Raw genomic sequence first — 19,413 nt, forward strand, 5'->3', positions numbered from 1 at the left:
GACCATCAAAACGAGGTGCAGGCATGGACATCTTCAAACTTCTCCGCAGGCCATCGAACACTTCATCTGACCTCAGATCTGCCTTGGCCGCCATCGATCTGAAGGCTGCCGAGGAGGCAACCGAAGCCCTGGAGGCGGAGCGCAAGCGCGTCTTGCTCGATGGCAGCGACAAGGATCTGGCCGCAGTCGAGGATCGTTTGGCAGCCGCCTACCGTCACACGGAACGATTGGAAGCTGCTCGTGACGAACTCGAGCGCCGGATCGAAGCAGCAACGGTGGCCGAGACCCAGCAGGACCGGGCCGCACAGTACGCTTCTGCCAAGGCACAAGCCGATGCTGCTGCCAAGCTGCTCACAACCAAATACCCGGCGATCGCCAAGGACTTCACCGCGTTGCTGAAGACGCTGGCCGAGGCAGCAATCGCAGTCGAGGAGGCTAACAAGAATCTGCCTGAGGGTGCAGCACCGCTGATGGACCCAGAGTTCGCGGTGCGCGGCAAACTCGGAGAGCCGGAGAAAACAATCAGTCAGGAGACTGTCGACGTCTGGTGCTACAGCAACGCTCCCGACATCCGTGTGCTCCCGCCAGAAAAGCAGGCCGAGTTGAATGCCCGCTTCCGAGGGGCAAACCAGGGATCGCTACCGTCGGGAAGTTCGGGCGGAATGACCAGCGTCACCCGACGCCGCGTGGTCAAGCGCACCTATGTGCCTGCTCAGCACACCCAACGACCCGAAAGCATCGCGCGCTTGGAGATGCCGGGGCTCAAGGTAGGCGATGTCCCGTTCTGGAAGGCGCCGACATACTCAAACCCCAGTGTTGTAATCGCCACCCTGGAGCAGCTTGCCACAATGACCCCCGCGCCAGCCATCAATCCGGCGGACGTGAGGACCGAGTATCTCGATCCCAGCGACGCCAAGCAGGCCGAGGAAGACGTCGCGGCATGAACGGCAAACCCACGACATCACAGATACCGCCAGCGCCTACATCGCTGGTCGGTGCTGCTCCCCAGGAGGTCACGCGGGCGCGCGGCGCCTGGGGGGCAAACTACACCAGCTATGCCCACCCCGGCATAAGGTTCCTCGCTCAAGAGCAGGCAAGGATACGGGGCGGCGCAGGGCGATCCGTCCGTGTTTTTCGGGTTTCGAAATTCTCGTTTTTCTTTTCTTTTAGGCAGGCTTCATCCGCCTGCTCGCGAATGCCACGCCGCCTTGCTGTCGGCCGGACCGTGGCACAGAGCCGGCAGGCTTCTCAGCGGTGGCCTGCCGGTTCGACTACCACCTTCCGATCGGCTGGTTACTCGACATCGCCAATCGATCGGGATTGTCGAGGCGCAGGCGATGCTCTGCGACATGGCAAGCGCGGGTCGGGTGTTCGGTGCCGCTCGACCCGCCAGCCTCGGACGGGTCCTTCCCACATCGGAAACCGGATACGGGGCGGCTACGCGCATCGTGCCTCTAGCCACAAAGTTTTTTCGCGCGTTCCACCACACCTGGGAGGCCGCGGCTCATGTCGATGACCAAAAAGCCCTGGTCTATCAACGCTCTAGCGACGGAGTTCGGCCTCGATCGCAGGACCGTCGCATTGCGCGTCGGTCAGATCAGACCCGCAGGCAAGCAGAAAGGCTCTCCGGTCTGGCATCTCGCCGACGTTGCGCCAGTGCTGGCGAGCAAGACTGTCCCCGCAAAAGCGAAGTTGCCACCGCAGCATTTTTCCGCGCCTCCCGGCTTCCAAGCGCTGGACGATCTTTCCAACCCTGTGGACAAGGGCGCCGCGTATATGGCCTTGGCCTTGGTTTACCGCGTCGAGCCGGTAGCAGCTTCGCTGGCCATCGGCTGCGGGGCGCCGTGCGAGGTCGCCTATGCAATGGCCAAGGCCATGACCTTTGCACTGATGCATGGCGCCACCGAGATAGGCCGCTTCTCCGAACTCGAGCCTTGGGCGTCGAATCCGGATCCGGACATCTGGGATCTCGAGGCATTCGAAAAGGTCGACTGGCCGAACCTGGCCAAGGCAGCCGGCGAGCCCGTCGATCTTGAGGCATGGGAGGCCTTTGCCAACCTCCGGCTCAACGAAGAGGAAGCAGCATGACCGTACCCGCACACTGGCCTGAACACTGGCGCCGCGCCGCCGCCGGCGATCACAGCGGCCTCGCCAGCTTTGACGACAATGTTCGGTTTTTCATGGAAGCCAACAACCGCTCGCCGAACTGGCGGCACTTCAGCGAAGCCGAACGCGATCGGCTCGTCGACCTGAGTTGCGATGTCACGCACCTCACGGAGGCATTCCATGAGGCGATGGACATTGTGGTCTATGGCAGGGCCGTCGCAACGTCGCGGCCCGTTTCAACTTCGCATCCTGCATTCAGCGATTTCCGTATGCATGAAAAGGCGAAGGCGCCGCCGGCGCAGAAGCCCGCTCAGCGCCTTTCCTGGGACAAAGCCATCGCCAAGACCAACTCGGGTTTCAGCGGCATGGCGCGGCAGATCTATGCCGGGCGCCGAGGTGCCTGACCATGAGTATCTGGGACACCCACTACGCAGCTCTCTATGCCTCGCCGATCGCGGTCGACGCCTCGCTGACTATCGCTTGCGGCGAGGTGCCGAAGGCCCTCCGCGCCATCGACAAGACAAACCCGGCCGCTCTGAACTTCCGCGGCGTCGACGTGCTCGATGTGAAGCCGTCGGCCACGATCCGCGCTTCCGACTTGGCCGGCATCGATCCGGCCAATCTTCGTGACGCGGATCTGACCCTCAACGGCAAGTCTTGGCGCGTCGTCTCTCACCAGCCCTTGCCGGCGCCGACGGGCGAAGCGGCAGGCGAAATCATGCTCGTTTTGTCGGAGGTCTGACCGTGGCTAAGAACACGATCACGCAACGCATCGCGCTGGACGGCGGTGATACCATCAAGGCGCAGTTGCTCGCTCTCGGGAAGCAGGGCGAGGAAGCCTTCAAAGCCATCCAGGCTGCGGCGAACAAGGCCGATTTCGCAAAGTTCTCCGCCAGTCTTGGGAAGGTGCGCTCGGATTTGGCCACGCTCGGTAAGAACCTGGCCCTGGTTGGCGCTGGCCTCGCGGCAGCGGCGACGACCACGGGGGCTGCTATCTTCGCGCTCGCCAAAACCTCTGGCGACGCTGCCGACCAGGCCGGCAAGAACGCTGAGAAAACCGGTCTTCAGGTCGAGGCATACACCAAGCTCGAGTTTGCGGCCAACATGGCCAACGTCAGCACCGAGCAATTTATCGGCGGCATGACAAAGCTGAACAAGGCGATCACTGAGGCGGCCAAGGGCACGACGAAAGCAGGTGATGCTGTGGACGTTGCCGGCGTGCACGTCACCAGGTTCGGCGCTGCTGCCACAAAGGCGGCCACCAGCACCAAGCAGACCGCCAGCGTGTTCGATCAGCTTGGCGTGAAGATCTTCGACGCCAGCGGCAAGCTGAGGTCAAATGAAGCCATCCTGCTAGACGTGGCCGACGCGTTTGCCCGAATGCCGCCGTCCGCCCGCAAGGCAGCGCTGGCAGTAGAATTGTTCGGCAAGAGCGGCGCCGAGTTGCTGCCTTTCCTCGACCAGGCAAAGGCCGGTATCCTCGACCTCAGCGCACAGGCTGCGCAGCTCGGAATCGTGCTGACCCAGCAACAGGCCGACGTTGGTGACGCGCTCGGCGACAGTCTCGACAGCGTGAAGAAGGCGGTGGCCGGCACGCGCCTGCAGCTTGGCCTGCTGTTCGCGCCTGGCATCACGGCCCTCGCTCAGGGCTTCGCCGACATCATCAATCAGAACCGGCAGACGCTGGTCGACTTCGCGGACACAATCAATCGGAAAGTGCTCTCCGTCGTCGGCGACCTTCTGCACCTCCTGAGCGGCAACACCGACAACATCAAGAACCCGTGGATCAAAGACTGGTCGGCGGCGATCATACAGTTCGGGTCCGACGTCGCTGGCGTCTTTAACGGCCTCATCCTGCCGGCCTTCAAGGCTCTTCGCGCAGGCGCACAGTTCGTTGCCGATCAGATCAACAAGATCTTCGGTACCGACATCACCGCCGGTGAGCTCGCCCTCGGCGCCGCGGTCCTATCCGTCGTCGGCGCCTTCACGCTGCTCGGGTCGACAATCGCGGCCGTCGTGACAGGGATCGGCTTCCTGGTCGGACTTGTGGGTGGCATCCCCTTGGCCATCGCTGCCGCAGCTGTAGCGGCCGGCGTGGCGATCGGCGTCTTCTGGGAGGATATCAAAGCCGGCGCAGCCGCTGCATGGGAGTTCATCACCAGCGGCGCGGCTGGCGCCTGGCAAGCCATCGTCGACGGCGCCACGGGCCTGTGGGAGAGCATCGTCGCTGCATTCGGCGAGGGGCAGCAAGCCGCTGTGGATGCCTTCAACGGCATCGTCGATTCCATCGTCTCGGCCTGGAACGGCCTCGTCGACAAGCTCGGCGCGATCGCCCAGCAGATCGTCGACCGGATTGCCGGCTGGTTCGGCACCTTGCCTCAGCGCATTACCTCAATCTTCGACAGTGTCGTCGAAACCGTGCGAAGCGTCCTCGCCCGCATCTCGTCCCTGGTCGACAGCATCATTTCGAAAATTCAGAGCGCTATCTCGGCCGCGAAGCAACTCGTCGGCCTCGGCGGCGGCGACAGTGGCGGCGGCGGATCGACGCAAGGCTTTGCCGGCGGCGGCTTCGCGCGCGGTCCTGGCGGCCCCAAGGGCGACAAGATCCCGGCATGGCTTTCCGATGGGGAGGCGATCACACAAACGCCTGCAGTCTCCTATTACGGCCGGCCCTTCTTCCGTGCGCTCAACGCAATGGCGATCCCGCGGGAGCAGCTTATGAGCGCGCTCCGTGGCATGCGCGGATTCAATCTCGGCGGGTTCGTGGACAGCATCAATCGATCGATGTCGGTCCAGAGCTTTGCCGGCGGCGGCTTCGCCAGCATGAAGCTTGCGCCGGCAACGGCTGGCGGCCTTTCCGGCAAGCTTGTGCACGTCGATCTGCAGTACGGCCCGACAATGCAGCAGGTGTTGAGAGCGATCGCCGAGGATTCGGCAGTCGATAAGCTTGCGCGCTGGTCCGTCGGTCAATCGCTAACGAAGGCCTGAGAGGAGGCGATGACATGACCTTCCCCAATCCGACACTTGGCCCCTTCGAAGCTGAAAACAACGACTGGGCGCAACATGTGGCATCAGGCTTCGTCAGCGAAATCACACGGGAGCAGCTGGCGTCGCCAGGGTGCGACCCGGCGCATGCCGCCATGGCTCATCTGGCGGGTTTCGTCATCTGCGCCATGTCTGACGCCGGCAAGCGCGGTGACGGCCGGCAGCAGATCATGCCTGACCTTCTTGAGGAGGTGACGCTACGCCTCAAACCGCTGTTCGCCGGCACGATCGGCGTCACCATCCGGCCGAGCAACGGGCCTCTGTTGACCGTCGTGCCGGGCGGCAAGCCGGACGATGCCGCATGATGCCCGTCCTCGCCTTCATCGCATCGCTCGCCGTCTGTGGCGCGCTCCTGTTTCACTGAAGGGATTCCCAGATGCTCCCACCCCTTTTGTTCAACGATCGCAGCACATGGCGTAAGGGCGCCTACGTCTGCACCATCCGGCTTTCGGGCGATCAGCAGAGCGGCACGGGCACGGACACCGAGAACGTGTCGGGCGATCAGCGCTCGGGCAATGAAGCCATCGACCCAATCACAAACGCGTTGCTCGCCTCTGGGGCCGAGTACGCATAACCGAAAGGACCTCCCGCATGGGCAAGGAAATCGGCAGTCTCACGGCGGCGAGCACGCTCACGGGCGCGGAATTGCTTCACGTCATCCAAGCGGGGAATTCGCGCCAGACGACTGTGGGGGCGTTGCCGGCCTGGAAGGTGGCCGCAAGCTGGGCCTTCAGCACAAACGTTGGCAACGTCGATTTCACCGGCCTTGCTGGCTACAACGAGTTGATGGCGGTCGTCAGGGGTATCACGACATCCGCCTCCGGTACGCTCGTCCTGCAGGTCAGCACCGACAATGGATCGACGTTCAGAAGCACCAGCGGCGATTATGTTACCATTGGCGCCACTGGCGCCGAGACGAATTCGATTGCGGCAGCCGGCTTCAACACCGGCAATCTGACAAGCGCTCGATCCGGATACGTATGGATACCGCAGGCGGGCCTGAACGGCGTCGTCAAGCCAATCCACAATTTCGCGGCGGGTGTGGCGGCCATGTTCGTCCAGTCGACATCGCCGATCAACGCGTTGCGCATTGTCAACACGGCCGGCGGCAACCTGACGGCGGGATCTGCCTGGGTTCTTGGGCGCTAGCGCTTTCGCACAGCGTCCCGGCTCATTGACCGGCAACGTAGAACGTTGCCTGAGCCGGCGCCACCTTGATCAGCGCCCCTTGCCGATAAGTCGCGACTTATGCGCAGCCTGCGAGCTCTTAACATTTGTAGGCGCGCCTGGACGGCTGTGAGCGCAAGATCACGTTCTTGGCCCACGTGCCGGGCCGAACCCCCCACTTCACCCGCTGGCTTCGGCCAGCGGGCTTTTTTGTCGCCGCATTAACGTGCGTAAAAGCGGCAGAGAATCGCTGGCTTGAGCGCATAGCTGAACGCATGGCGACAGGCGTGCCGGCGAGGCAGTGCATGTTCGCCCCCGCGATCAGCCCCGCAAGCGGCCGACGCATACTTGGGGTTGGGGTCCCGGATACATGAAAGCGTCGGCCGCCAGTTTGGGCGGGGGCGCGTCTCAATTGACGCTATGTTAGATTAGGCGCGATGTTTGCGCCTTCAATTAGGATGCCCCGATATGGTGAATGAGAGGTTACTTTCCACAGGCCTATTTGAACGCGTACTTATACACTGTCCGGCTGCTCTCCTCCGTGACACGAACCCATAGCCGTTCATCGGTCCGGCCCTTGACCTCCTTCCTGGTTCCGATCGTCGCTGCTTCCCACGGCGTGTTGGCGATCACAGTGTGGTGGGAGACGGGCGTGTCGCCGGCCATCTCTTCAACCAGATAGGTTTTCATGCTTAGCGCCCCGATTCGGTCACCGATCCAACGATGAGCGCCAAGCCTTGTTCCGGCTTGCCGCTTGGCTTGACCGGGCTATCCCTTGATGCTCGGCGCCGGTGGCATCTCTTGGGGGTCGAAGCTCAAACGTTTGACAGTAGCCACGATGGCGGCAGACAACGCCTCGGCCTCGTCGAGCAGCGTCGGACCATACTGCCCATTCACCTGGTCCTCGCTCAACAGCACGCCAGGCGGGCAATGCTCCTCGATCGTTGCGCGGATCATGCGCAGCGCGGCGCGGCACTCGGTGATGTCGATCGTCTCCATGACGAACAAACATTCCTTTTAGCTAAAATGTTCCGCCAGCAACCTGGAACTGTTTTGAAGTCGGCGAGTTTGGACGATGAGCGGTTCATCTCCCCTCCGGGCCGCTCACCTTGTAGTCCCCTAATTACGGCCCGTCGCTTGTGCATTGGCGACGGGCTTTTTGTCACGTGGATGTCTTCCGCTTCGGTGCTACATGGCTGATGACGAGCCGCACAGCACTACGCTTGACCGTAATACCGAGATCCTTGCCGCCGACGGTCACGCTGTCCCCATCTACCCTGGTGACTTCCCCCGTAAGCTCAATCTTCTGCCCGCTGCTGACGTTTGGTGTGGAGTCCACAATCGAATGGGGCTGATGATATGACGGGATCAGCACGCTCACCCGGTCCTCGGTGACGCGCTTGCGCACCGTCGCGGTGATCACGACCTCATCGCCGACTTTGAGGCTGCCCTTCGCCATGGCATGACTCTGGCGCTGCAACCGGCTTCGTCAAGCGGTTGCTAATGGAACATCGGCCTGAATGTCAGGTTGATTGATCAGTTGGCGCGCCAGGCTGCTATCCAGGCGCGTCGCGTCGGGTGGGGTGCCTTTTCCGCGTTCCAAGGCCCACACGCCGATAAAGAGCCCGACTGGCACCCATGGCAGGCGGGCTCTTTCAAGATTGCTCTTAACCATGCCGAGCGCTCGACGGGAACAACGTCCATTAACATTTGTTATGGCGGCATGCAGAGACCAATAGCCGTAACAGACCCTATTCCCGTAAGCATTCTGCTCGCGGCCATCCGCCTCCAGGTTGCGATCGACAGACGTCGGATCAAACAGCAAGCGGTCGGCCCTATCAGCGGAACCTAATGTTTTCCTCTCGCTTATGCGGAGATGAGCACGCGCGGCGCCAATTTCCTCGACCGTTGGATGGCAGAGCATCTGCCCAAAGTGCTGACGGATGACCCTGCCGCGATAAGCGATCTGACTGACCAAGCGATGGAAGCTGCGGGCCGTGAGGGCATCGAGGTCAGCGAGATATACGAGGAAGTCGGCAGCGTCTTCGAAGTGATCGCGGCGGCGATGCAGCACCGCGATGGCAGTTCGCCCGCGGCCGATCTCACCGAATTTGACCTGCTGGCCGGCCGACTCTCACGAGAAGCGAATCTCACGGACGCACAGGCTCGCGATCTGATTGAGCGCTTCGGCACGGATTGGGAAACGCTCCTCAATGAAGCTTATTTCCTGAAGGAGCTTGAAGCCGGCAGGTGTCAGGAATAAATCCCACATCGGTGCGGCGACCCTTTTCAGCACGAGGATCGCCATGGGTAAGGAATATCCGTTTTCAGAAAGCACTCTGGGAGACAAGCTGGCCGCCGGCACGGGCTTGTCCGTTCACTGCTTCGGCTGTCAGCGTCGTGCAGTCCTTGATGTCGCGGAGCTGGTGCGGCGGTTCGGGCCGGATCAGCCCTGCCTGCATTGGGATCTGCTCAAGATCATTTATTGCAGCGAGTGCCGCGGCGCCGGCCGCGATGATCGGAACCTGCAGTTCACCAACCACGCGCTGACGCCAGACAAGAGGCGTTAAAAAAGGCGAGGCCTCTTTCCGTTCACCGCACGTTCAAACCATCAGCAATTGCTAATGGATTTTGTTCACGGCCAACTGGATTAGGCCAGTTCCTAGTCAAAAGAGGTAAGATGGCGCGACGCCGAAGGGCCAGGAGCCGGAGCAGCGGAATGGCTGGACGCCTTGCCCTTAGGCCCAAGGGCCTCCTCCGTCGCCGCTGGTACATCCGCAGTCGGCGACGGAGGTCGGAAGCGGCCCGGCACGCTGACGGGGTAGGCCAGTGAGCGCCGGGCCTAACCGGGGGGACTTCGGCTCGCGCAAATATACGCCTCTGCCCAAATAGAAGGCACATATCCATAAGGACGACGAGGGAGTAGCCACAGCCCGTCTCATCTGGGGACCGAATTGCTGGCATTAATTTTGCAACAGCCGAATTGCTGGCAAGGGGATACTCTTCACATGCGATTGTCTACTCAGCCTGGGCGAAAGCCAGGATCACCGAAATGCATATACTCGGCGCCACTCCAGATCGACGATGTTCAGATCGATGAGAACGGCGATGTGACCGTCTCGATTATTGCTGACGACATCTACTCGAAGCAATCGAAACAGCGCTATCAGATCACACTGACCGAAGCCGAGATCGGCATTCTCTTCCGTCGCGCCGAACGGCGCTTGCGAGCATGACGCTTGCCGATAAACCGCGACCAGTTGAATGTTAGCTGGCCGTGCTTTCCAGCAGTCTTGTAGCGACCGGCCTAGATTCCTGCCGTTCCGAGTAGGCGCGATCAATGCCTTGCACTGTGATGGCGAACGTCCCGTTCTCGGTCCTTCCTATGAAACCCTTTGCCTTTAGGTACCACAGGTGGAATTCGAGGTGCTCGCGCGGACAGCCCGACAGACGTTCGAGCTCTTCGTCGCCGATACCCGGATTGTTGACGTCTTGCCGGCGCTTCATGCAAAGCAAAGAGAGCACCCTGTCCTGAACAATCATGTCCTTCTCGACCACTCGTGGGTCGCTGGCTTCCTGAGCCGTCTCACGCTGATGGCCTAGGTACTCTCGGTAATGGATGTCGTACTGGGCGCGGGTGGCAGGATCTTTGAGCGTGTTGTGCGCCTCGACAAGGTCGCTAAAGCGCCGTTCGTCGCCAGTCTCCCGATTGTCCGGGTGGTAGCGTTTAGCGAAGTAGCGGAAGATACGCTCGATCGTTTCTGGCGTCGCCCTCGGGCTGATCTCCAGCAGCTCGTAGTAATCAACAAATGTCATCGTGGTGCTTCCCCAAGCCACCACCCCCACGGATCAGAATCGCGCAAGTTGACGGCACAAGCAAGTTGGGGTGCGCTGCGTTCCACCGAATAGGTTAACCGGCTGCCTTGCCGATAAGCCGCGACTTATGCAACATCCGCGGCATGCGCGATCAAGACCTTACCGAACGGCCCGGCCGCGGTTGGACCCCATGGGCCAAAGGCACCGGCGATCATGACATTGAGAAAGTGTGGTGGGCGGCCCGGTGCTTGCATTTCCCGAAGCTGAACTCAAGCGCATGGTTCGATGGCTCCGAGCTCGTCGGCATCGCCTTGTGGGGCTTCCGCGGCGAGAAGTGGTGCATGAAGCTCAAGCCGGCCGACTGGCAACCGCTGCCCGACAAGTTCAGGCTCGAGCGAGAGCGAGCACAGCAGGAAGCGCTCGACCGGGTGCGCATTGCTGCCGAGGCACGGATGCTTGCGCAAATTCGGGCCACAGGGAAGCGCCAGAGCAGCACTACTGCCTAGCCTGATAACATCTCACCTGGACGTCGTTGGCGAAGTCGGAAATCGCCTGCTGCTTCAACTCCTCGCCGTTCCACCGCGGGATTCCATAGGCAGCGATCACGATCGATCTCGCGATGGGTATGAAGTCTTTTTGGTCGATCGATTCAACGGCGGTCATTATTTCCGACATATCCGCACCGCTTTGACGCTTGGTCATGACGCTGCGGGCGAGACCGCCTATTGCGTTGCAACTTTCCGTCACGGTCTCAGCTCTCGCCGGCAAAACGACGCACACAAATGCGCTGGCAAGTACGAAGGCAGTTCCTTTGCGCACCGTATTTTGCTCCGAGCTACTAATCGACCACCAGCCCTTTAAAGGGTGTCCACCTCGCAAGGCGCTTGTGTGTCCGATTGCTGATGAACTCGATTTCGCCAAGATGCTTGCCGGGGCCAGCGACCGCGCAGTCCAGCGTCACGGCAAATCCGGTCTTGGTCGCAAAATCAGCGTTGAGGAATGTCTCCTCATCTACAGCGGCAGTCGGTGTGCTGCCGACCATGCCAACGCCAAAGACAATGCCAGCCTTTTCGGCGGCCAGCCACTTCGCCTCGCACTCCTCTTGCGTCTCCGCATAAGCTGCGCTTGCCGTAAGCACTATCGCTGCAGTGAGCAATGCTCGTTTCATAGTTGCCCTCCACTTCCCCAAGGGCAGCATCGCGCAACTGCGACGCGCACGCAAGCATCAGCCCGGCACGAGTGCCCTATACACGGCCATGGCGCCGGCGATGAAACTGCCGAACGACATCAATCCGAATACAGCAGCAAGGAAGAGCGTCGCCGTTATTGGATCGGTTCTCTCCTCGGGCTTCGGCCACCGATCCGATCGGTACAACATCGCAGGATCCGACCAACGGAAATACGATTGCTCAGCGAATTGGAAGTTTAACCACGCCAAGAATGCAGCTACGAGAATGAAACCGATTCCGAACAGGTTCCACCCCACGCCAGCCATCAGGTCCGGCATCGCAGCCGGGGAAAGTTTATGGTTCCCGTTCCAGAGGCCGCTGATCGCGTAGATCGAGCCGCCATGCACGGCCAAGAGACTGGCGATCAGCCATCGACCGTAATCAACATGGTTCCGCTGGCTTGCGGCTCTCAGTTCGCCCATCTGCCGAAAAATCTCCTGGGCGTGCCGCTCGTAGCGCAAGCGGTCAGCTTCGGGCCAATTGCTGATGAAGAATTTAGGATCGTCGGTCATATGCGAGATCATCCCCCGCGGTTAGTTTCCGCACGGCGAGGTTGCTGCAAGCTCCGCAACTGCGCAAGCGCTTCCCCTAGAGAGGGGAATTGAACTGTTAACCGAATAAGGGCATGCTGTCCGTGGGTGTCAGAACCCGGACCGTGATAAGCAGGAAACCTCGATTGGCGTCGTAGGTGTCTGCTGAGGCGCACGGAGCCTTGGCGGGCTCTTTGTGTGCCATTGGTGACGCTTTGGCGAGCGCACCGTCCTCGTCGTCATAGCACGGCCGGGGTCGATGCGCCATGTCCAGGGCGAAAGCCTAAAAGCACATCGAGCTGTCTCACGGCAGTTTCTGACCCCCCGGCTTCGGCGACGCCCGCCGAGATAGGCAAATCGGGAAGTATTCCCCTTTTGCCGCCGGCTGTCAGAAGCCGGTTCGAACCGTGAGCAACGACCATGACCACCATCACAATAGGGCTTCTGCTGGCCTCAGCAGCGCTCCGCACGCGCCTTGCACGCGCTTCCCTGGCCTACGCGCTCCTCCGAGCCTCCAATGCGCTCCTCGACCTCGGCAGCAATGCCATGGACAACATTGAGGAGGACCGCGGCCATGGATGACCTCCAACTCACCAAGAAGGCCCAGGCCTATGTCGCCGCGGCACGAGCAACAGTTGGGGAAGTGCTCACCCTCCAGATCGACCGCACCAGCCGGAAGGCGCTGTCCCTGTCGATCGAGGCGCTTATCGACATGCTCGACGATCTGTCGCCGGACCCCGACCTTGAGGACAGCGCCGACGATGAGCCAAGTCTCGGTTGGACGGGGCGCGGGCCTGAGGCCAGCAGCAACATGTTCCTCGACGGCCGCGGCAGCGCGTACGATGACCGCGAAGCCGACGACAGTGACTATGAGCCCAACGGCGACGAGAAGGATACCTCTTGGGCCGTCGGCGGCGGAAAGGGTGCGCACTGGTGCGAGGACGCCGAGGAAGGCGGCGACCATGAGCATAATCTTGGGTGGCGAGAGGCAGGCTCATTGACGGGCGATCTGGCCTGCTTCGGCAACGGAGAAGAAGATGAGCCGTCCCTGGGCTGGACGAATCATATCGACCAGCGCCTAAGCATGGTCGAGACCGAGAACGATTGGCACGTCCTTGATGGCGAGGAAGACCCGGACGACGAGGACGAGCGAGAGGACGACAGCTACAGCGGCCTCTGAAAACCGACACGCTGACGTATTTGGCCCGGCTGCTATGCGGCCGGGCCTTTCTCGTCCAAACCGTAGGAGAAGATCGGCCGCGCCTTCGGCTTGCTCGCGTCCTCAGCGGTCTTCCAAATGCGCCATTTCCGAAAGAGGATTCCATCGCGGCGCTGACCGTTAGCGGCCGCAATTTTTTGCAAATCCAGAGCCAACAGCACCGGCGGCTTGATCCCCTTGATCGTAATAGCAGCGCTATCGTTGGAGATCTGGTGAATTGTTCCCAACTTGTCTTCGTCTAGATCATTGCCTGGCCAAGAATTCTCATCGTCGATAAGCTCTACAACCCAAGTCAAGCCATAGCTAACGCACTTGAAATGGGGATCTGTTTGCCACAAATGGAAATCCATCTCTGGGTCCTCTGCCTTGAGCAGCAGAATCAGTCTTTCACCAAAATCGACTGTTGTGAGAACTATCGCTAAACGGCTTTGGCCGCCGACCCCAAAGCGGACCAATTCACCTGGCTCACACGATGCCAGGATTTTTTCTTCAACTCGCGTGACTATTTTCATTTCAATCCCCCTTAAAGAGCGCCGTGATACTTGCAGAAGCGAGACTTGTGCGCAACCGCCCGGCCGCTTTCCGACGGCCACTTCTATCGTTGATCGCGCGCGGGGTGAAACTAATCACCGTGAATGATTTGGCCGGCTGCTCAGGCGGCCGGCCTCTCAATCTGTTAGCTACTGCCTTTTAGACGCTTAGCCATCTTTTCATGCTCGGGACTTAGTTGCATTCCATATCTTGCACGGAGCTTGGACGCGATTTCCAGCGCTCGACGCCCTAGCATTCTCGTAGAATCGTCAAAATCGAAGGGGTTGCCCTCATAAGTGCGCGCGTAGGCAGCTTCTGATTCCGCGATCTTGCTGGACGTGATGAAGGACATGACCTCATCCGACAACGTCGTGTCCAAAGTGCGCCAGTCGATGTCATCCGGAATGACAGGTGCCGGTGGAAGAGATGTTGAGTAGGCCTCCTCGACCATTTGAAAATGCCCCTCGCTCATATTGGCATTGTTCCAGCAATCGGCGGCATAATGCTCAAAAGCGACGGCGCACCGCATGGCGCCGTATCGCGCCGACCGCCTTTCAGACCAACGTTCTTTTACAAAATCGGCAATCCAGCCGGCCAAGGCTGAAATCAAGCCCGTCGCGATGATCGCAAGGATAATGTCTTTGCTCGTCCAAACTGCTTCTGAAGCTGGCATCGGAACGCTGCCTTCTCAATATTTCTCGAACGTTGGATTGTAAAAACGATCTGCAAGCTCTTCGAGCGTTTCCATCACTTCGCGGATAGCCTTGGGGGCTGCGTCTTGCGACGAGATCTCGGACAGCTTGAAGCGACCGACTTGGAGTTCGATGATGATGCGCGCGATAACAGCCATGAATGCCCGCATGCGATCAAGGGCATAATCCTCAGCCCAAAAGTCCGAGAAATCTTTCCTGCGCAGTTCGCCATGCCATTGGGGATTTCTATTGAAGATGACCGTATTGCCTGCCTTCGCCGGCAGGCCGTGAACGATGTCGTTTCTTACCTCAAAGGCAAGACGAGCGGCTTTGCACCAGGTCTCTAGGAAGCGACGCTCATTGACCGGCGTCAACGTCGCCGCGTGCCGCTCGAGCATCCCGATCATATCGGTGATCTTCATTAGATCCGTTTTGGGCCGGACGCCTTTGTAGGGAATCTTGAGCGCGTGCCAGATGTAGCGTTCGATGTGATACTCGATTGCCGAACCGAAGGTTACGATCGCCGCGATCTTTGCGCCTATTTCCGGCGATATGCCTTGCATCTCCTGCAACCGATCGGGTTGGCCATACTGCTCGTAAATTGGTGGCTTCATCATCGTGTGGCCATCTGCCGATGGGGCGGGCTTTCGTTACCCAGAACGTTACCCAGAACGATTTTAAGAAGATATTCAGAGATCGGACTTTTGGGGGTAAGTCCTTGTTTTTATAGATGGTCGGAGTGGCCGGATTCGAACCGACGACCCCTTGACCCCCAGTCAAGTGCGCTACCGGGCTGCGCTACACTCCGGACCGCGCAAAGCCCTATAGTCTCAAAGGTTCAGAAGCAAGAGGCCAATAGGACAAAATCACGCCGGGCCTTCCATCTGTTTTCCACGTTATTCTATTTTTTCGAGCGATTACGGCAGCGAAGCACAGCAGCGTATAACGCGAGGCAAGCCGTGCTCACTCCAAGCCAGCCGAAATTCGGCTACTTTGCCAATTCGTCACCTTTGACAGGCGGCTTACCCTTGCCGGCGTGCTGTGTCGAGAACCAGCCTCATGCGACTATATCGAGTTGCAGAAGTGATATTGCAAGCAATATTGCATCAATTGAAATTTGCGGCAACTACCTCGACGCGCCATGCGCGGCCAGCATGCGGCGCGCGCTTTCCTCGTCGGTGATGAGCACGGTCGGCGCGACCAGGTTCATGGCACCGAGCAGCGCCTCGGTCTTCTCTTCGCCGCCGGAGGTCAGGATTCGGATCGGAGCCTTGCGCAGCCGATCGACATCCACCGACATCACATGGCTGTTGACGGGATGGTCGACCAGGTCGCCCTTGCGGTCGTAGAAATGGAACAGAAGGTCGCCGACGGCGCCACGCGCAAGCAGGGCCTCCCGGTCCGCTTCCTTGAGAAAGCCGCCGCGCGAGAAGGTGGTGGCCGACGCGATGCCGCCGACGCTGAGCAGCACAGCATCGAGCGCATCGGCCATCTCGAAGATTTCCTGCAGGCCGCAGCGCTCGACCAGCGCGATCTTGGTCTCGACGCTGTCGACGACGGCCGGCGTCGGCATCAAATAGCCGTCGCCCTGAAAAATCTGCGCGAAGCGCCAGGCGAACTCGGCCGGGTTGACCCGGCGCGCGACGCCGACGCCGCCGAGCAGCGAGATCACGCTGAAGTCGGTCAGCGACTTGGCGCTGATGAAAGGCAAGGTGTGGAACAGCGTCACGCCCCAGCCGACGCCGACCCGCATGCCGGATTTCATGGCGTCGGACAGGAACATGCCGGTCTTGGCGGCGATCGCCGGGATCGGATCGGCGTTGGGGTCGGAGAGCGGCGCCACCAGCGCCTGCCGCAGGCCGAAGGTCTTTTCCAGCGCGCGCTCCAGGCGCACGATTTCCAGAAGCTCGCTCTCGATGGTGATCTTGACCTCGTTGCGCGCCCTCGCTTCCGCCAGCATGCGCACGATGGTGACCCGGCCGACGCCGAGCACGTCGGCGATCTCGTTCTGTGTCATCTGCTCGACGAAATACATCCAGGCGGCGCGGATCCTGAGCCGGTCGGTCCGGTTTTCATTGACGACCTGGTCGGCCGCCTCCGCTGTCGCCTTGCCGTTTTCAGCTTCGCCCTGCCGTCGCCTGCCCAAGGTCCCCTCCGCGATGCCGTCGCCGATTCTGCGTACTGGTTAAATATCGTCTATTGATCTACCAATCGACACGAACAATCTAGAGAGGGGCGACTGGCGCCCCCGAGCCGTTGGCGACTTCAGCATTTCGAGGCAATTGGCGATGCTGCGACAAATCTCCGAGGACGTCCGCGCCAACCTGAAGGACCGGCTTCGGGAACTGCGCGACGCCATTCGCCAGAGCCGGCACGACAGCGCCGGCGAGACGTCTCATGATATAGTCGGGAATTTGCCTCCCTTTCCGGGCCGCAGCCTGCTCGGCCACGCCGCGAGCGCTGTCGACGACGCGCTGACGATCGCCGAATCCTTCGTTCCCCATTCCCGGCCGCTCAAGGTCGACGGAACGACCGTGAAAAGCCTGCGCTCCTATTTCCCGGACGGCGATGAAGACCGGCAGATCGGCGGCGAACGTCAATTCAGGCGCGACATGTATTATCTGACCCGCGCGGTTCTGGCCGGTCACGGCGTCGACAATCCCCGCGTACACGAGGCGAGTTTTTCCGCCGTGCACGCCGCGATGCGCAAGCGCCATGCCGATCTTCTGGCTGGAGCGACGGCGGATGCGGTCTCCACCGACCAGGTCGCTGCGGCCTGCGCGGCTCTGCTGGTCGAATGCCTCAACCACCGTCCGGTTCAGCCTGGCGAGGCGGCCACGGCCGACCGGTCGCTCGACATAAGATGTCTGGCGCCTGTCGTGCTTGCCTGCGGACTGGCGACCAAGGCGGACGGCTGCACGCCGGAGCCCGACATTCTCGAGATCGCGGTGCTGGCGGCCGAAGTGCGGGAGGATCGCATCCGGCAGGCTTGCGCTCAGGCCAATGCCGTCCAGGAACTGACACCGGTTCTCGCCACTCTGCTCGCGCATCTGACGTAACCGCCGCGAGGAATCCGCTATCTTTCGGGCGCCATCGCCGCGATGGTCTTCTTGGCGCGCTGGATCGAGGCCGGGCTCATGCTGAGCTCGGTCAGGCCCATCCCGATGAAGGCCGGGATCAGGTCCGGACGGCCGGCGGCCTCGCCGCACATGCCCACCATGATGCCGGCGGCGACACCCGCCTTGGCCGTCAGCTCGATCGCCGACATCACCGCCGGATTGGTGACGTCGTTAAGCTTGGCGACCGTCGGGTTGAGGCGGTCGGCGGCCATGATGTACTGGGTGAGGTCGTTGGTGCCGATCGAGAAGAACGCCACTTCCTTCGCCAGCGCCGACGCGATCAGCACGGCGGCTGGCGTCTCGATCATCACGCCGAGGTCGAAGCTTGCATGCGGCACGCCTTCGGCCTTCAACTCGGTCGCGCATTCATCGACCAGCGCGCGGGTCCGCGTCACCTCGGCGATTTCCGAGACCATCGGCAGCATCACCTTGATGTTGCCGTGAACCGCGGCCCTGAGCAGTGCCCGCAACTGCCTCTTGAAGATGTCGGGACGATCCAGGCACATGCGGATGCCGCGCCAGCCGAGGAAGGGGTTCTCCTCGTCGGGGAATTCGATGCCGGCGATCGGCTTGTCGCCGCCGATGTCGAGCGTGCGTACGATGACCGAATGCGGCGCGAACGCCCTGGCCAGCGCGCTGTAGGTCTCGGCCTGCATGTCTTCCGAAGGCAGGTGCATGTGGCGCATGAAGAGCAGCTCGGTGCGGAACAGGCCGACGCCCATGGCGCCGGCTTCCTGCGCCGCCTCGATCTCTTCCAGCGAGCCGATATTGGCCGCGACCTCGATCACCGTGCCATCCGCGCGGGTCGGCGTCACGCTCTTGAACACTTTCAGCCCGGCGCGCTCCTGCGCCGCGGCTTCAACGCGCTTGTTGAAATCGGAGCGCGTCGCCCCATCCGGATCGACGATGACATGCCCGGCATTGCCGTCGATGGCGACCTCCTTGGCCGCACGCAACTCGTTGATCTTGTCTCCCAGACCCAGCACGGCCGGAACGCCGTGCGAGCGGGCGATGATGGCGATGTGCGAGGTGGCGCCGCCATGGCCGCAGACCACGCCGCCGATGCGCTTCAGCGGCGCGCGCGCCAGATCCCAGGCACCGATGTCGTCGGCAATCAGGATCGCGCCTTGAGGGATGGTCTCCAGGCTGACCTCGTCCTGGCCGAGCAGCACCAGGCAGATCTGCCCGCCGACGGCATGGACGTCGTCGGCCCGGGCATTGAGATAATGGTCGTCGACCGCGCTGAAATCGGCGGCGATGGTGGCCGCGGCCGCGATGACCGCGGAGACCGCATCGTCACCGCCCTTGATCAGTCTTTCGACCTCGCCGGTCAGGCTGTCGTCGGCGGCGATGTCGCGCAAAGCCGCGACGATGCCGCGGTCGCCGGCGGCGAGATTGTTCTCGGCAAGCGTGCGGTCCATGCGCGCCTGGACGCTGGCGACGGCGCCGCGGAAGCGCTCCAGCTCGCTTTCGATCTCGCCGGCCTGCAGGTGCCTGCCCGGCCCCTCGATCTCCGGCGGGAAATGGGCGAAGGCCGGCCCGATCGCCACGCCCTCACTGGCGGCTACGCCCTGCAGTTTCGGCGTTCCATCCGCCGACGCTGCAGCCGGTGCTACGGGCTCCGACGCAGGTGCGACGGCTGCGGTTTCAGAGCCGCCCTCACCCGCTTCGCTCTCGTCGTCGAGACCGGCGCGCGGATTCTCCAGATAGCCGATCAGCGCCTCGATCGCCTCGATGGCGTCGGCGCCGTTGGCGCGCACGGTGACTTCCTGGTTTTCCTTGACCGCCAGCAGCATCAGCTTGACCGAGCTCTTGGCGCTGACCGCCTTGCCGTCCTTGATCAGCTCGACATCGGATTCAAAACCCTTGGCGAGTTTTACGAACCGCGTGGCGGGACGGGCGTGCAAACCTTCGTGCACTCTGACGATGGTCGAGCGTTCCATGGCAATTCTCTAGGTT

Annotated in this window: 28 protein-coding genes and 1 tRNA gene; 15 read left to right on the plus strand and 14 right to left on the minus strand. The window is 61.4% G+C overall.

What is annotated here, in order from left to right; translation table 11 throughout:
* Positions 1 to 23 precede the first annotated feature (23 nt).
* The 8 genes from EJ072_RS32400 (at position 24) to EJ072_RS32435 (ending at position 6,300) form a co-directional block, all read left to right on the plus strand.
* Positions 24 to 944 (plus strand): hypothetical protein, encoded by a 921-nt coding sequence (locus EJ072_RS32400; protein WP_126082889.1) that lies wholly within the window; start codon positions 24 to 26, stop codon positions 942 to 944.
* A 562-nt stretch (positions 945 to 1,506) separates the two neighbouring features.
* Positions 1,507 to 2,088 carry a hypothetical protein gene (locus EJ072_RS32405; RefSeq protein WP_126082890.1) on the plus strand — a complete coding sequence of 194 codons (582 nt, stop codon included), beginning with the start codon at positions 1,507 to 1,509 and terminating at the stop codon, positions 2,086 to 2,088.
* Positions 2,089 to 2,180: 92 nt separating this feature from the next.
* Positions 2,181 to 2,510 carry a hypothetical protein gene (locus EJ072_RS32410; RefSeq protein WP_126082891.1) on the plus strand — a complete coding sequence of 110 codons (330 nt, stop codon included), beginning with the start codon at positions 2,181 to 2,183 and terminating at the stop codon, positions 2,508 to 2,510.
* 2 nt (positions 2,511 to 2,512) lie between these two features.
* The gene (locus tag EJ072_RS32415; protein WP_126082892.1) at positions 2,513 to 2,848 is read left to right on the plus strand and encodes a hypothetical protein; all 336 of its coding nucleotides are present in this window, start codon (positions 2,513 to 2,515) and stop codon (positions 2,846 to 2,848) included.
* A gap of 2 nt (positions 2,849 to 2,850) precedes the next feature.
* Positions 2,851 to 5,094 carry a hypothetical protein gene (locus tag EJ072_RS32420; RefSeq protein ID WP_126082893.1) on the plus strand — a complete coding sequence of 748 codons (2,244 nt, stop codon included), beginning with the start codon at positions 2,851 to 2,853 and terminating at the stop codon, positions 5,092 to 5,094.
* Between the two features lie 14 nt (positions 5,095 to 5,108).
* Positions 5,109 to 5,456, plus strand: a complete 348-nt coding sequence (locus EJ072_RS32425) for a hypothetical protein (RefSeq protein WP_126082894.1) — start codon at positions 5,109 to 5,111, stop codon at positions 5,454 to 5,456.
* Between the two features lie 71 nt (positions 5,457 to 5,527).
* Positions 5,528 to 5,725: a hypothetical protein gene (locus tag EJ072_RS32430; protein WP_126082895.1), complete on the plus strand. Its 198-nt coding sequence runs from the start codon at positions 5,528 to 5,530 to the stop codon at positions 5,723 to 5,725.
* A 17-nt stretch (positions 5,726 to 5,742) separates the two neighbouring features.
* Complete coding sequence (locus EJ072_RS32435) at positions 5,743 to 6,300, plus strand: hypothetical protein (protein ID WP_126082896.1); 558 nt, start codon at positions 5,743 to 5,745, stop codon at positions 6,298 to 6,300.
* A 516-nt stretch (positions 6,301 to 6,816) separates the two neighbouring features.
* On the opposite strand, the gene EJ072_RS32440 is transcribed toward EJ072_RS32435, so the two are convergent.
* The 4 genes from EJ072_RS32440 to EJ072_RS32455 all read right to left on the minus strand — a co-directional run bounded on the left by EJ072_RS32440 (position 6,817) and on the right by EJ072_RS32455 (position 8,143).
* Positions 6,817 to 7,008, minus strand: coding sequence for a hypothetical protein (locus EJ072_RS32440; RefSeq protein WP_126082897.1), 192 nt, complete (start codon positions 7,006 to 7,008; stop codon positions 6,817 to 6,819).
* Positions 7,009 to 7,086: 78 nt separating this feature from the next.
* Positions 7,087 to 7,317, minus strand: a complete 231-nt coding sequence (locus tag EJ072_RS32445) for a hypothetical protein (RefSeq protein ID WP_126082898.1) — start codon at positions 7,315 to 7,317, stop codon at positions 7,087 to 7,089.
* Positions 7,318 to 7,480: 163 nt separating this feature from the next.
* Positions 7,481 to 7,777 carry a hypothetical protein gene (locus tag EJ072_RS32450; RefSeq protein ID WP_126082899.1) on the minus strand — a complete coding sequence of 99 codons (297 nt, stop codon included), beginning with the start codon at positions 7,775 to 7,777 and terminating at the stop codon, positions 7,481 to 7,483.
* Between the two features lie 30 nt (positions 7,778 to 7,807).
* A complete protein-coding gene (locus tag EJ072_RS32455) occupies positions 7,808 to 8,143 on the minus strand; it encodes a hypothetical protein (protein WP_126082900.1) in 336 nt (111 codons plus the stop codon).
* 51 nt (positions 8,144 to 8,194) lie between these two features.
* Between EJ072_RS32455 and EJ072_RS37135 the strand changes: the two genes are divergently transcribed.
* From EJ072_RS37135 to EJ072_RS37415, 3 genes are all read left to right on the plus strand, one after another.
* A complete protein-coding gene (locus EJ072_RS37135) occupies positions 8,195 to 8,581 on the plus strand; it encodes a hypothetical protein (RefSeq protein ID WP_245467068.1) in 387 nt (128 codons plus the stop codon).
* A gap of 43 nt (positions 8,582 to 8,624) precedes the next feature.
* On the plus strand, positions 8,625 to 8,888 hold the full coding sequence (locus EJ072_RS32465) for a hypothetical protein (RefSeq protein WP_126082901.1): 264 nt from the start codon (positions 8,625 to 8,627) through the stop codon (positions 8,886 to 8,888).
* A gap of 540 nt (positions 8,889 to 9,428) precedes the next feature.
* Entirely contained in the window at positions 9,429 to 9,554 is a 126-nt protein-coding gene (locus tag EJ072_RS37415) for a hypothetical protein (protein WP_281059290.1), read from the plus strand.
* Between the two features lie 31 nt (positions 9,555 to 9,585).
* Here EJ072_RS37415 and EJ072_RS32470 read toward each other — a convergent pair whose 3' ends face one another.
* The gene (locus tag EJ072_RS32470) at positions 9,586 to 10,134 is read right to left on the minus strand and encodes a J domain-containing protein (protein ID WP_126082902.1); all 549 of its coding nucleotides are present in this window, start codon (positions 10,132 to 10,134) and stop codon (positions 9,586 to 9,588) included.
* Between the two features lie 143 nt (positions 10,135 to 10,277).
* On the opposite strand from EJ072_RS32470, the gene EJ072_RS32475 reads away from it, so the two are divergent.
* Positions 10,278 to 10,640, plus strand: a complete 363-nt coding sequence (locus EJ072_RS32475; RefSeq protein ID WP_126082903.1) for a hypothetical protein — start codon at positions 10,278 to 10,280, stop codon at positions 10,638 to 10,640.
* Here EJ072_RS32475 and EJ072_RS32480 read toward each other — a convergent pair.
* Genes EJ072_RS32480 through EJ072_RS32490 form a run of 3 tightly spaced genes read right to left on the minus strand, consistent with a single transcriptional unit; the run spans position 10,630 to position 11,875 of the window.
* Entirely contained in the window at positions 10,630 to 10,953 is a 324-nt protein-coding gene (locus tag EJ072_RS32480) for a hypothetical protein (protein WP_126082904.1), read from the minus strand. The two genes, EJ072_RS32475 and EJ072_RS32480, sit on opposite strands and share 11 nt — an antisense overlap.
* 19 nt (positions 10,954 to 10,972) lie before the next feature.
* Entirely contained in the window at positions 10,973 to 11,302 is a 330-nt protein-coding gene (locus EJ072_RS32485) for a hypothetical protein (RefSeq protein WP_126082905.1), read from the minus strand.
* Between the two features lie 57 nt (positions 11,303 to 11,359).
* Complete coding sequence (locus tag EJ072_RS32490) at positions 11,360 to 11,875, minus strand: hypothetical protein (RefSeq protein WP_126082906.1); 516 nt, start codon at positions 11,873 to 11,875, stop codon at positions 11,360 to 11,362.
* Positions 11,876 to 12,313: 438 nt separating this feature from the next.
* Here EJ072_RS32490 and EJ072_RS36230 point away from each other — a divergent pair, with 438 nt between their 5' ends.
* Entirely contained in the window at positions 12,314 to 12,475 is a 162-nt protein-coding gene (locus EJ072_RS36230) for a hypothetical protein (protein ID WP_189343145.1), read from the plus strand.
* Positions 12,468 to 13,073 (plus strand): hypothetical protein, encoded by a 606-nt coding sequence (locus EJ072_RS32495; protein ID WP_126082907.1) that lies wholly within the window; start codon positions 12,468 to 12,470, stop codon positions 13,071 to 13,073. Before EJ072_RS36230 ends, EJ072_RS32495 begins: the two co-directional genes overlap by 8 nt.
* Before the next feature lie 32 nt (positions 13,074 to 13,105).
* Here EJ072_RS32495 and EJ072_RS32500 read toward each other — a convergent pair whose 3' ends face one another.
* From EJ072_RS32500 to EJ072_RS32520, 5 genes are all read right to left on the minus strand, one after another.
* Positions 13,106 to 13,624 (minus strand): hypothetical protein, encoded by a 519-nt coding sequence (locus tag EJ072_RS32500; protein WP_126082908.1) that lies wholly within the window; start codon positions 13,622 to 13,624, stop codon positions 13,106 to 13,108.
* A gap of 164 nt (positions 13,625 to 13,788) precedes the next feature.
* Entirely contained in the window at positions 13,789 to 14,316 is a 528-nt protein-coding gene (locus EJ072_RS32505; RefSeq protein ID WP_126082909.1) for a hypothetical protein, read from the minus strand.
* 15 nt (positions 14,317 to 14,331) lie between these two features.
* On the minus strand, positions 14,332 to 14,952 hold the full coding sequence (locus EJ072_RS32510; protein WP_126082910.1) for a hypothetical protein: 621 nt from the start codon (positions 14,950 to 14,952) through the stop codon (positions 14,332 to 14,334).
* 114 nt (positions 14,953 to 15,066) lie between these two features.
* Positions 15,067 to 15,143, minus strand: a tRNA-Pro gene (locus EJ072_RS32515).
* 318 nt (positions 15,144 to 15,461) lie between these two features.
* On the minus strand, positions 15,462 to 16,481 hold the full coding sequence (locus EJ072_RS32520; RefSeq protein WP_126082911.1) for a sugar-binding transcriptional regulator: 1,020 nt from the start codon (positions 16,479 to 16,481) through the stop codon (positions 15,462 to 15,464).
* 142 nt (positions 16,482 to 16,623) lie between these two features.
* Here EJ072_RS32520 and EJ072_RS32525 point away from each other — a divergent pair, with 142 nt between their 5' ends.
* Entirely contained in the window at positions 16,624 to 17,394 is a 771-nt protein-coding gene (locus EJ072_RS32525) for a hypothetical protein (RefSeq protein ID WP_126082912.1), read from the plus strand.
* A gap of 17 nt (positions 17,395 to 17,411) precedes the next feature.
* On the opposite strand, the gene ptsP is transcribed toward EJ072_RS32525, so the two are convergent.
* Entirely contained in the window at positions 17,412 to 19,397 is a 1,986-nt protein-coding gene (gene ptsP / locus EJ072_RS32530; protein WP_126082913.1) for a phosphoenolpyruvate--protein phosphotransferase, read from the minus strand.
* Positions 19,398 to 19,413 lie beyond the last annotated feature (16 nt).

Source organism: Mesorhizobium sp. M2A.F.Ca.ET.046.03.2.1 (assembly GCF_003952425.1).
In the GTDB taxonomy this organism is placed as follows: Bacteria; Pseudomonadota; Alphaproteobacteria; order Rhizobiales; family Rhizobiaceae; genus Mesorhizobium.